Consider the following 12318-nt stretch of genomic DNA (forward strand, 5'->3'; position numbering starts at 1 on the left):
CTCGATGGAAATGCAATTGAGCGCCGAGCATCAGGGCAGCCCGCCGATTACAGAAGAACGCGAACCGACGGTGCCACTTGAAGCGCCGCCAGTTCCGGGGCTCAGAGCCGATTTCCTGATGGCGTTGCGGTTTTTTTCCCGGCTGCCGACCGGCGACGCAACGCACGAAATTCCCGATCTCAATCGAATCGCCTTGGCATTGCCCTTTGCCAGTCTGGTGATTGGGGTTGGACCGGCGGCCTTGTTGTTGCTGACGGGCTGGCTGGGATTGCCGAGCTATTTTGGCGCTGCGCTGGCCGTTGGCGCCGCCGTTCTGGTTGGCGGCGCCATGTCAGAGGACGCAATTGCGGACAGTGCGGACGGGCTTTTCGGTGGCGCAACGGCAGCGCGGCGCCTCGAAATCATGAAGGACAGTCGGCATGGCACCTATGGGGTGGCTGCACTATGCCTGTTTCTGGTCTTGCGGATTGCAGCACTTGGCGCCATTGCGATGGTCAATCCCCTCGCTGCAGCCGGATTATGGCTGGGCGCGAGCGTCATGGGGCGCTCCTGCGCGCTGTGGCTGGCGGCCAGTGCCGCGCCTGCCCGCACGGATGGGGCTGGCGCGACGGCGGGACAATTGCTCAAGCGCAATTTTGCCGTCGGGGCGGGTTTTGCGCTGTTGATCGGGTTTGTTTTGGCAGCGCCGTTCGCGGGTTTGCTTGGGCTCGGGCTTGGATTGGCCATCGGCTTGGCAACAATCCTTGGATGGACAGTGTTGTGTGTGCGGCTGGTTGGCGGGCAAACCGGTGATTTGGTCGGCGCGCTGGTGGCTTTGCTCGAAATCGGTCTTTTGACGGGCTTTCTGGCTGGCCTCTAGGTGGGCAGCGTATGCGACTTGAAAAAGCCGTATCGGTCCCCATTATCAATTGTAGGTACGCGGTGGTGAGGTAAGCGAAGCGATGGCATTTATCGGAATCGCATTGCTGATCGCCATAGCGTTGGCCTTGGTGGTTATTGCCGACGCCGGAGCCTTGGTCGGCCTGAACCAGTTCCAGACGGCGCAAGTGCTGCCGCTGTTGTTACTACTGGTCATATTTGCCGGCGGCCTGTTTTCCCGGCGTCGACGGGCCTCTGAGCTTTTTGGCAATCTGGCGATCTGGATTGCCATCGCGACCGCAGCCGGTCTGGGTTACGTCTATCGCTATGATCTGAGCAACGTTGCCTGGAAGGTGGCCGGGCAATTCCGGCCTGGCGTCGCCGTAATTGACGCTGAGCGCGGTACCGCCATTTTTTCGCGTGGGCTGGGCGGCCATTTTGAAGTGCGTGCCAACATAAATGGCCATGTCACACCCTTGATATTTGATACCGGTGCCAGCGCAGTGGTACTCAACAGCAGCGATGCCGCCGCTGCCGGAATTGACGTTGACCGCCTGCAATTCAACATTCCGGTTTCCACCGCCAATGGCACTGGCCAGGCGGCGTTTATAACGCTCGATCGTATGGAAATCGGTGGCATCACCCGCACCGGCGTGCGTGCTTTTGTTACATCCGATGATTCCCTCGAAAAAAGCCTTTTGGGGATGACTTTTCTGGAAACACTAACCCGGTATTCGGTCAGTCAGGATGCGTTGGAATTGACCGACTAGGCTCTAAACTGCCAATGCGCTCAACGCAGCAACGGCTGCAAGAGCGCGGTCCAGCACTTCTGGCCCCGCCTGAGGACGGCATGCCTCAACGCTCAGGATCTGGCGGAACTGGCGGGCACCGGGCAGGCCATTGGCCAGACCCAGCATATGGCGGGTGATCTGATTGATCCGAACGCCTTTACCTAGTTGGGCCTCGGCGTAGGAGGCCATTTCCATCATGACTGTTTCTAGCGTGACTGGATCGCCAGGTTCCCCGAAAATCCTGCTATCGACCTCGGCCAGCAGCATGGGCGTGTGGTATGCGGCGCGCCCCATCATGACGCCATCGGTGAGCGCCAATTGTTGGGTGGCATGTTCCAGCGTATCGATGCCCCCGTTGATCATGACGGGCAACGGCGCAAGGCGGGTCCGCAAGCGATGCACCCGGTCATAGTCAAGGGGCGGGATGGTGCGGTTTTCCTTTGGCGACAGTCCGTTTAGCCAAGCTTTGCGGGCATGCACATAAAGCGCATCAACCTTTGCCTCCACCATGGCGTCGGCGAACAGATCTAGCCCGGTTTCAACGTCCTGATCATCAATGCCAATGCGGCACTTGACTGTGATCGGACGGTCCGTGGCGTTGCGCATGGCGCGAACGCAATCGGCCACAAGGTCCGGCTCGGCCATCAGGCAAGCACCGAAACGACCCGACTGCACTCGGTCAGAGGGGCAACCGACATTGAGATTAATTTCCGCGTAACCGAACTCTGCCCCGATGGCAGTTGCCTCTGCCAGTTCGGTGGGATTGGAGCCGCCCAATTGCAGCGCTACGGGTTGTTCGACCGGATCAAACCTCAGCAACCGCTCCCTGTCGCCCCGCACCAGAGCAGCACTGGTGACCATTTCGGTAAACAGCAACGTCCGGCGGCTCAACAAACGGTGCAGATACCGGCAGTGGCGATCGGTCCAGTCCATCATCGGGGCGACGGAAATTGTTCGGTCTATATTTTTCAAGGTGTTACGGCTTCTTTTCGCGATGGCGTTCCGGAAACGATCATGAGTGGACGCCTTCTTTAATGCAAAATCGGGCAATTGTGCACCCTGCCGAATGTCATTGCTGCGATGAAACGAAATCGAATTGCTCAAAGATTAGGCATTGGGGCAGGATAATCTCCTAACGCCAATGTCTTTGCGATTGGATGCCCGGACAGATGCGGGGGCAATTTGGTACAACTCTTTCAGTAACAAATTGGAGCTCCCCATGCGTTTTTCAACGTTTGCTGCAACCGTTCTGATCGGGTTCAGCCTTATTTCTGGCGCTCACGCTGAACGCATGACCGACCAGCCACTGGTCAATGCGGATTGGCTTGAGCAACATCTGGGCGACAAGAGCCTGGTCGTTCTGGATAGCCGCGATGCCGTCAAGGATGTGTTGCCATATGACGTCGCTCACATCCCCGGCGCGATCAGCGCGCCCTACTCCACCTCGGGCTGGCGCAATTCAATTGATGATGTACCCGGCCAGTTTCCTGGCGTGGAAAAAACATCGGCTCTGATTGCAGCGCTGGGCATTTCTGATGACAGCCATGTGGTCATTGTGCCTGCTGGCACCAACTCAAGCGAGTTTGGCGCTGCAACGCGCATCTACTGGACATTCAAGGTACTGGGACATGATGCGGTTTCCATTCTTGATGGCGGATCACGCGCCTGGGATGCGACTGGTGGGGAAGTAACCAACGTCGCCACCGTCTTGCCCCCAGCAACCTTTACCCCCAATTTCCGTCAGGAACTGCTGGCCACGACCGCCGATGTCAAAGCCGCGATGGCCGATGGCACGCCGCTGATTGATGGTCGTCCTGCGGCGCAATACAAGGGTGAATCCAAGAGCCCCGTGGTTCGGGTTGCCGGCACCATTCCGGGTGCAGTCAACATTGAAAACATGAGCCTGTATGACAACGACAAGGCGTCCTTTGCTGACCCTGAAAAAGTCGCAAGTCTTGCCGCCAGCGTTGGTGTAGAAGCCGACGAGTCCAATATCGCCTTCTGCAATACAGGGCATTGGGCTTCGGTAGTCTGGTTTGGCCTTTCCGAAGTCCAGGGCAACAAGAATACCCGCATGTATGATGGCTCGATGGCTGAATGGGCCGCCGATCCTGAGCGCCCCGTTGAATAGGATCGACGGATCGTTATAGGCAATTACAATGTCCAGGGCCTTGCTCTGGACATTGACGTATCGGGCTCTTTAAAGCCTTTTCATTGGCTCCATCGTTGGCAGTATTGATCTCATGAGTATGGCTTCCGCCTCCGTTCCGCAGTCTTCTCCCGGTGCCAGCGGCATTAACGTCGACCGTGGCGTCGTGCTTTTGGTCAGTCTTGCCGTTGTGGTCGTGGCCCAGATTATCGGGCAGGTTATCAGCCCGCGCCAATCGCTGCTGTTTCTGGTCGGCGGGCTGTTAGGAGTCACGCTTTATCACGCCTCGTTCGGCTTTACCGGTGGTTGGCGCCGCATGGTAGTCGAGGGCCGTGGCCGGGCGATGCGGGCACAAATGCTGATGATCGGTGCCGCAGCGATTGCTTTTATTCCCCTTCTAGCTCTGGGTAATGTGTTCGGCCAACCTCTGGTTGGGGCAACCGCGCCGGTTGGGGTATCGGTGCTGGTTGGGGCGGCCCTGTTCGGGCTTGGCATGCAGCTGGGCGGCGGGTGCGGATCGGGCACACTGTTTACCGTGGGCGGCGGCAGCGCGCGGATGCTAGTGACATTGGCGTTTTTTATTGTCGGCGCATTACTGGGCACCGCACATCTGCCATGGTGGTTGGGGATGCCTTCAATGCCGCCAACAAGCCTTGGTTTAGTGCTCGGCGTGCCGGGTGGCGTTGCTGTGACGTTGCTCGGTTTGGCTGCTGTTGCAGGGGTAACCGTGTTAATCGAACGTGCACGTCATGGTAGCCTTGAGCGTCCCGCCGAACCATCTCGGCGTGGCTTGACGCGACTTCTGCACGGTCCATGGCCACTCGTCGGTGCTGGACTGGCACTGGCTGCCCTAAATTTGGTCACCTTGCTGGTGGCTGGCCATCCATGGTCGATCACTTACGGCTTTGGTTTGTGGGGGGGCAAGATTGCCAGCGCGGTTGGTGTGCCGGTGGCGAGTTGGGAATTCTGGACCTGGCCGGGTCAGGCGGCGGCTCTTAATGATAGCGTTCTGGCAGATGCGACGTCGGTGATGAATTTTGGCATATTGCTTGGCGCGGCGCTGGCGGCCGGGTTGGCCGGCAAATTTGCGCCGAAGGCCAAATTACCGTTCTTGTCCCTCTTGGCGGCAGCCATCGGCGGGGTGGCGATGGGCTATGGCGCCCGGCTATCATTTGGGTGCAATATCGGGGCGCTGTTTTCCGGCATTGCCTCGGGTAGCCTGCATGGATGGCTCTGGTTTGCCGCCGCGTTCGCCGGCAGTTTCGGCGGTATCCTGGCGCGTCCGCTGTTTGGACTGGATGGGTTCAAGAAATGAGTAATCGCAATACATTTCTTTTTGGCGCGGCGCTGGCCACCGCCGTGACAGCGGTGGCGGTTGATCACGTCAGCCATCGCGTGGCACCGGCCCCCGCGGCCGTCACAGCCGCGGTTGTCAGCGCGGTAGCAAGTGACGCGTCGCCATGTTCTGCCGCAGCTCCCTGCTCGGCTGCTTCACCGTGTTCTGCTGCAGCGCCCTGTTCTGCCGCAGCACCCTGTTCTGCCGCAGCACCTTGCGCGGCAGTGGCTCCGTGTGCTGCTGCGGCTCCGTGTGCGGCGGTTGCACCGTGTTCGGCGACGGGGCAGTAAAGGGAGATGCAACCCGACCGCACTCGCGCTGCTCAAGAGGCCTTGTTTTGCGAAGCAACGCTTGCCAAATCGGGCGACAATGTTTTGCTGGAGACGCTACGCGGTGCTGAGACCATCAAGGCCTGGAGCCATTATCCGGCGGGGGATGTGTTTGACCCGGAAAGTGGCGCGCAGTGGTATTATCATTGCCACGACCCACAGTCCGAGCAGGAACACGGTCATTTCCATTGCTTCGTGCGACCGGACGGCGCCAAGGGCCCCATCCACCATCTGATCGCGGTTGGGGTCGATCCCTATGGGAAGCTAGTTCGCCTTTTTAGCGTCAATCAGTGGGTGGTTGGCGACGATTGGGCCGATGCGGCAAAAACTGTTGATCTACTTGAACGGTTTGATGTGCAGATGGGGCGCCCCTCCTATCTGGTCAATCGTTGGCTGACGGCGATCATTGCGCTTTACCAAGAGGAAATCGCTGACCTGATCCGGCAGCGCGACGAGGTAGTCGCGGGCCTATCCGCTGTTGGGCCGGATGCAGCGCGGGCTGACAGGACTCTGGAAGTAGCGTCTGAACTGACGGTCGATCTTTCGGCCAAGGCAAAAGCGATCCTGGCCAACTAGTTTACCCACCTGCGACGAGCGCCCCAATCAACATTACATGCCGTCCCATTCGATGATTTTGTAACTTTGGGGCCTGCGTGAACGAATGACCCACATATCCCGCCAAAAATGTCCCGGCAGCCTCGCTGCCCGGTGTACAAAGTGGAGTTTGGGTATATGGAACGCAATCATCAGATCTATCCTGTTATGGCGTTGGCCTGCCTGATTTATCTCGCATCGGCCGCCTTTGCGCAGGCGCAGACCAGCGCCTGGAGCGGTGAAGGCTGGGAAACCGATTTTTCCCAATCAAGCATCGACCTATCGGAAATAATCTCGGGCGGACCGCCGCGTGACGGCATTCCGTCCATCGACAATCCTCGGTTTGAATCAGCCGATGCCATTACCGATATTGATGGGCGTGAGCCGGTTATTCAATTTCCAATCGAGGGCGATAGCCGGGCCTATCCGCTGCGCGTGCTGATCTGGCATGAGATTGTCAACGACGTTGTCGATAGCGTCCCTGTCGCCGTCACCTATTGCCCGCTGTGCAATGCAGCCATCGTTTTTGACCGGCGGCTGGATGGGCAGACGCTGGAATTCGGAACAACGGGCAAACTGCGTCATTCCGACCTGATCATGTATGACCGCACCACCCAAAGCTGGTGGCAGCAGTTTTCTGGCGACGCCGTTGTAGGCGCGCTGACGGGGCGTGATCTCAAGAAGATGCCCTCGCGGATCGTTTCGTTTGAAAAGTTCAGGCAGGACAATCCCAGCGGTCAGGTGCTGGTGCCCAATGATCCCAATTTCCGGCGATATGGCGACAATCCCTATCAAAACTATGACACCGCCGAGCGGCCCTTCCTGTTTCAGGGAGAACTGCCGGACGACATTGCGGCCATGGCCCATGTGGTTGTGGTCGATACCGGTGCCGAGCCGATCATTGTAAGTCTCGAACGTGTCCGCAAATCTGCCTATGAGCGCAACGGCTACACTGTGTCCTATCAGGATGGCGTTGCTTCAGCGCTGGATGCGCACAGCATCGAGCAGGGACGCGATATCGGTACGGTGGTTGTTACCAAGGACGGTGCCGATATTGTCCACGATCTGACATTCGCCTTCGTTGCGCATGTATTTTATCCTGATGTGCCGATCATACAATGATTGAACGCCCGACCGTTCCAAAGAGGAATTCTTGAATGCGGTTTCCCTTCCCGTTTGCACTGCTGCTGGCCGCAGCCATCACGCTTATCCTGGGCTATTCCGGCATTGTTACATTTCTGGGCGCGCACCCATTCTGGGCGCAATCGACATCGTGGATTGGGGCAATTGCCGGGGCAGCGGTCGCCCTTGTTCTGTTGTGGTTCCGTGTGCCCCGGATGCTGGCGCTGGGGCTCGCGGGCGTTGTCTTGTTGGCAGCTGGATTGGCCGCATATTTCGGCAAGGCTGAGTTTGTCGCATCCTACGCCGAAAACGGATTGGCGGGTCGGTTTTGGTATATTGGATGGATGGTTGGCCTTGGTGCCCTTACCAGCCTGATCGCAGTCGGCGTTGGCCGCGCACGCGGCGCCTGATCAGGGCCCGCTACAGCAATGGCGACTTCATGAATTTTGGCGGCACGCCTCGTCCATCGCCTCGGCGTGTTGGCTGGCCGTGTCGGGGGCGGGACTGAGTTCGACCACAGAGTGGGTCACGACGGCAGAACTGGCTTCCAAGGTCCTATGAACCGGGCACTTGTCGGCAATGCGCATGACGCTTTCATGTTGATCGGTACTCAGCTTGCCGTCATAGCTTATCTGGCGGTCAAATTCGTCGCGACCATCGGCCCCTTTGCCATTGTGGGTGACTTCGGCCCGGATGGCGGTAATCGGCAGGCTCTTGCGATCTGCGTAAAGCCGCAGGGTCATGACTGTGCATGCGCCTAGCCCTGCGGAGACCAATCCATAAGGGGTGGGACCGCTGGCCATGCCGCCAACGCTGACGGGTTCATCTGCCATGAAACTGCCCGAGGCGGTCGCGACATGAACCTGGAATTTACCAGCGCCGGTTTCGGTGACGACCACGCCATCGCCATTGGGCAGTTGCGGCTTCGTTGCAGTGGCAGGCGCTTCAAGATATCGCGTTGCCCACGCCGACAGACAATCGGCTGCATATTCGGCGTCGCGGCGGCGCGTCAGCAAATGGTCGGCATCATCGAGCGAGATGAAGCTCTTGGGGTGGCGGGCGGACGTGTAGATACGGGTGGCGTTGCCGATGGAAACCACGGCGTCGGTGGGGGCGTGCAGGATCAACAGGGCCTTGCCGAGTTTGGCGATTTCAACTTCGGGTTCGTATCGGGCAAGTTCGCTCGCAAAGTCGGGTGCAAGCTCAAACGCCCTACCCCCAATATTGACGGGAACCCGGCCTTCACCGTCATGCTCGGTGTCGGTTTCGACATGGGTCAGCACATGTTCGGGATCAAAAGGGGCGGCCAATACCGCAACTGCGGTCACGCCGGGTATTGAGGCTGCCGCGGAAAGCACTGCCGCACCGCCAAAACTGTGGCCGACAAGCAATTCGACTTTTCGGCCAGAAGCGGCCATCGACTCTGCGGCAGCAATAATGTCGGTTCTGTCGCAGGACAGCCCATTGCCAAACTCTCCCTCACTATCGCCAAGCCCGGTGAAATCAAACCGCAACACACCGATGCCCTTTTCGGCCAGGCGGCGCGATATCCGGGTGGCGGCGAGCGAAGTCTTGTCGCAGGTAAAGCAATGGGCAAATACAGCATAGCTGCGTGCCGGTGTATCGCTGGTTTCTAGCCGACCAGACAATTGCTCGCCCTTGGCATTGATGAAGGAAAACTCTTCAGTGGGCATGGCTATCACCGATATTCTGGGTTGGGATGATCGAAATGTTCGCCCTTATCCCAGGCGGGACGCTGGTTGCCATGAGCGGGTATGCCGCCGGCATCCTTGAGCATGCGCGCAAGGTGCAGCAGGTTCCAGGTCATGAACGTTGTGTTGCGCTGGGTGAAGTCATTGTCGAGCCCCACCTTGCCGTCGTCGCCATATGAGGGGCCCGGCCCTGCCTCGCCGATCCATCCGGCATCGGCCTGTGGCGGGATGACATAGCCAAGATGTTGCAGGGAATAGAGAATGTTCATGGCACAATGCTTGATGCCATCCTCATTGCCGGTAACAATGCAGCCGCCAGTACGACCGTAATAGGCGTATTGTCCGGCGTCATTGAGATTGCCTGAAAAGCCATAGAGCCGCTCGATGGCACGGCTGCAGATCGATGATTTTTCGCCCAGCCAAATGGGGGTTCCCAGCACCAGTATGTCGGCGGCCATGACCTGCTCCTGAAGGGCCGGCCATTCGTCTTTGGGCCAGCCATATTCAGTCATGTCGGGGTAGACGCCAGGGGGAATTTCGTGGTCGGCCACACGTATGGTCTGCGTCGTGACGCCATTGGCCTGCATGATCGCCTTGGAAACATCCATCAAGGTCTGGGTATGCGATTTTTCGGAAGAGCGCTTTAAACTGCAGTTCAAGAATATGGCTTTCAGATCCGAATAATCGGTCATTGGCAAATTTCCTCGCATTTGGTCGGCAGCGCCGATTGAACATAGCGCACGGGCACGGCTGCGCAAACTGACCACATCCGGCCAGCCTGACGTCAATCAGGCACGGGCGGAGAAAGTTCCAACTATGTCTGGCAATGGCGTCTGCTGTTACAGACAAACGCACCCCGAAACCAAATCGGCCTGCCGGGTTCACCGACAGGCCTTGCTTAATCGCACATTGGACGCCTGAGCCTAAAAAGTTTCTGACAAGTCCCGCAGTTTGAGCGATTTGGCCAATTCGGTGGCCGAAACCTTTTTGCCATGACGGGCAGTGAATTGCAGATTTGCGGTTCGGCCCGGCAGCAGGGTGATTGCGTTGTCGGAAAAATAGCCAGGCACATCGACCGTAGCGGTAACAAACAGCGCCGGGGTGTCGGTGATCAGGCTGAGAACGGGCTTGCCATCCCTGGTTGACCACTTTGTCTTGATTTTCGGCTGCGGCAGTTCGTAATTCTTATAGGCGGTTGGGAAAAAATCGTTCGTCCCCAGCAGATGGCCATCGGCATCGGTCCAACTGAAGAACAAGAATTCGTCTTCGGCGAGGTTGACGGCGGCCAAGCGGTGCAGGACCTTGGCGGCGTCAGGGCTGATCGAGGCCTTGCCCGAATGGATGGTGCGCTCGCCGCCCGCCATCTTGACCGCGAGAATCTCTAGATTGATGCTGGCTTTGGCGGCCGTATCGTTGATGCCGCTCAGAACGATGTTGCCACTCTCGGAATCAGGGACAGCCACCACATTGATCGGCAGGTAAAAGCGCTTGGCCATATAGTGCAGCAGTTTCCACTGCCCGCCATAATCGAGGCTGGCCCAGCTGGCAACAGGCCAGATATCGTTGATTTGCCAAAACAGTGTGCCCATGCAGCGCGGCTTGGTCGAGCGCCAATATTCAATGGCAGTCTTGATCGCCAACCCCTGCTGGATCTGGGACAGGAAGACCATCTGGTCAAAATTGGACGGAAAGCGGAAATACCGCGTCATGGTTTCAAGGATACGGGCGTTGCCGCCCTCGTTGCGCTGGTGATTTTCCATCACTGGCGAGGAGGGATTGCGATCCTTGGGCTCGGCAAAAGTTTCGATGACATTCATTGAGGTAAAAGACTGGAAACCGAATTCGGAGGCAAAACGCGGATTGACCGTCCGATAGGCCTCAAAGGGTTTTGCCGAGTGCCAGACGTCCCAATAGTGGGTGTCGCCGCGCGTATCGGCGTGCCAGCCGTCGGAAAAATCGAGATAGCCCATGGAGGGCGACGACGGCCAGAAACGACGGGCGGGGTCCTCGTCCTCGACAATGCGGCCCAGCATTGAGTTCAGCCGGTCATAGTTGGCGACGTAGCGTTCGGGTGCGGCTTTGGTTTCGGGGTACCAACCCAGCGAGCCAATAACTTCGTTGTCGCCACACCATAGGGCAAGGCAAGCGTGGTGGGACAGGCGGCGCACCTGCTGGGTGATCTCGGTGTGCACATCGTCCAGAAATTCACGATTGGACGGATAGCTCATGCAGGAGAACATGAAATCATGCCAGATGAGGATACCCAGCTCGTCACATAGTTCATAAAAGTAGTCGGGCTCGTACTGGCCACCGCCCCAGATCCGCAACATGTTCATGTTGGCTGCTTTGGCGCTTTCGAGCAGATCGCGCACTACGGCCGGGGTTATGCGGCTCGGAATGGCGTCAGCGGGGATCCAGTTGGCCCCCATCATGGTTATGTCGCGCCCGTTGACGCGGCATTTGAAGGTATGGTCGATGGCGTCTTTTTCCACGACCCATTCAAGTTTACGCAAGCCAAGCTGGCGAACGGCTTTTTCGCCATCCAGTTCGGTCGTCAGCTCATAGAGCGGCTGATCGCCCTGCCCGGCGGGCCACCAGAGCTTTGGATCTTTTATGGTGGCGGTGTGGATGAAGATATTCTCACCCAGCGACACCGAGACCTTGTCGGCAATAACCTGCCCGTCGATTGTATGGGTCAGTTCGATATCGCCGCTGGCAAAGGCGAATACGCGGGTCTTGATGGTCAGTTCGGCCGCACGCTTTGAATGGTTTTGATCGACCTGAACGCTTTCCTGCCGCGCCAGCCGAGACTTTCGCAGGCTCATGGTGCCATAGACGCCTATGGGCATCAGGCAGATGCCCCAATCCCAACCGGCATGGCAGGCGGCCTTGCGCACGAAGTTCATATGAACCCCGGTCAGGCCGTTGGTCTGGTAGTTGTAGGTAAAGGGAATTGGGAACGGATGGGCGTCAGCGCGAGCCTTGGCGACGTCGCGGGTAATACCGAATTCGATGCGCAGGGTATTTTTACCCTCCAGCACCTTGCCGCTGACGTCGATGTCGTAGCGGATGAAGGCGTTCTGGGCCGAGGCGATGACTTCACCATTAAGGAAGACCTTGGCGATGCAGTCAATTTCAGACAGGGTCAGCGTCAAATAACCGTTTATCTGGTCTGGGGTAGCGACAAATTGGCGTTCGACCGCCCAGGCTCTCTCATTGACCCACATGACAGCCTTTTCGTTGCTGCCGAAATAGGGATCGGGAATTTCACCGTTGGCGAGCAACGCAGTATGCACGTCACCGGGCAGGTCGATCGTGGCGGTAGTCTTGTGGATGGGTGATGAAAGGCGGTAGGTGCCCGCCAGATCCAATACCGAATAGCTGACATTGGCGCCATCGGGCGCAACAATTTGAACCAATTTAAGCT

Annotated in this window: 11 protein-coding genes; 7 read left to right on the forward strand and 4 right to left on the reverse strand. The window is 58.1% G+C overall.

The features are described from left to right. The first annotated feature begins 16 nt into the window (after positions 1-16). Positions 17-859: an adenosylcobinamide-GDP ribazoletransferase gene (locus tag PSQ90_RS02535; RefSeq protein WP_282211877.1), complete on the forward strand. Its 843-nt coding sequence runs from the start codon at positions 17-19 to the stop codon at positions 857-859. Between the two features lie 82 nt (positions 860-941). After that, the gene (locus PSQ90_RS02540; protein WP_282211878.1) at positions 942-1628 is read left to right on the forward strand and encodes a retropepsin-like aspartic protease family protein; all 687 of its coding nucleotides are present in this window, start codon (positions 942-944) and stop codon (positions 1626-1628) included. Positions 1629-1631: 3 nt separating this feature from the next. Here the strand turns inward: PSQ90_RS02540 and dusA are convergent, their stop codons facing one another. Further along, positions 1632-2621 carry a tRNA dihydrouridine(20/20a) synthase DusA gene (gene dusA, locus PSQ90_RS02545; protein ID WP_282211879.1) on the reverse strand — a complete coding sequence of 330 codons (990 nt, stop codon included), beginning with the start codon at positions 2619-2621 and terminating at the stop codon, positions 1632-1634. Between the two features lie 247 nt (positions 2622-2868). Between dusA and PSQ90_RS02550 the strand changes: the two genes are divergently transcribed. The 5 genes from PSQ90_RS02550 (at position 2869) to PSQ90_RS02570 (ending at position 7589) form a co-directional block, all read left to right on the forward strand. Further along, complete coding sequence (locus PSQ90_RS02550; protein WP_282211880.1) at positions 2869-3780, forward strand: sulfurtransferase; 912 nt, start codon at positions 2869-2871, stop codon at positions 3778-3780. 112 nt (positions 3781-3892) lie between these two features. Continuing rightward, complete coding sequence (locus PSQ90_RS02555) at positions 3893-5113, forward strand: YeeE/YedE family protein (RefSeq protein ID WP_282211881.1); 1221 nt, start codon at positions 3893-3895, stop codon at positions 5111-5113. A gap of 317 nt (positions 5114-5430) precedes the next feature. After that, positions 5431-6039 (forward strand): DUF6969 family protein, encoded by a 609-nt coding sequence (locus PSQ90_RS02560; protein WP_282211882.1) that lies wholly within the window; start codon positions 5431-5433, stop codon positions 6037-6039. A gap of 156 nt (positions 6040-6195) precedes the next feature. Next, the gene (locus tag PSQ90_RS02565; RefSeq protein ID WP_282211883.1) at positions 6196-7179 is read left to right on the forward strand and encodes a DUF3179 domain-containing protein; all 984 of its coding nucleotides are present in this window, start codon (positions 6196-6198) and stop codon (positions 7177-7179) included. A 35-nt stretch (positions 7180-7214) separates the two neighbouring features. Beyond that, positions 7215-7589 carry a hypothetical protein gene (locus PSQ90_RS02570; RefSeq protein ID WP_282211884.1) on the forward strand — a complete coding sequence of 125 codons (375 nt, stop codon included), beginning with the start codon at positions 7215-7217 and terminating at the stop codon, positions 7587-7589. A gap of 27 nt (positions 7590-7616) precedes the next feature. On the opposite strand, the gene PSQ90_RS02575 is transcribed toward PSQ90_RS02570, so the two are convergent. From PSQ90_RS02575 to PSQ90_RS02585, 3 genes are all read right to left on the reverse strand, one after another. Then, complete coding sequence (locus tag PSQ90_RS02575) at positions 7617-8873, reverse strand: bifunctional alpha/beta hydrolase/OsmC family protein (RefSeq protein WP_282211885.1); 1257 nt, start codon at positions 8871-8873, stop codon at positions 7617-7619. 5 nt (positions 8874-8878) lie between these two features. Further along, the gene (locus PSQ90_RS02580; RefSeq protein WP_282211886.1) at positions 8879-9583 is read right to left on the reverse strand and encodes a flavodoxin family protein; all 705 of its coding nucleotides are present in this window, start codon (positions 9581-9583) and stop codon (positions 8879-8881) included. Positions 9584-9814: 231 nt separating this feature from the next. After that, on the reverse strand, positions 9815-12310 hold the full coding sequence (locus PSQ90_RS02585; protein WP_282211887.1) for a beta-mannosidase: 2496 nt from the start codon (positions 12308-12310) through the stop codon (positions 9815-9817). Between the last annotated feature and the right edge of the window lie 8 nt (positions 12311-12318).

It is taken from the genome of Devosia rhodophyticola (genome assembly GCF_028816475.1).
In the GTDB taxonomy this organism is placed as follows: domain Bacteria; phylum Pseudomonadota; class Alphaproteobacteria; order Rhizobiales; family Devosiaceae; genus Devosia; species Devosia rhodophyticola.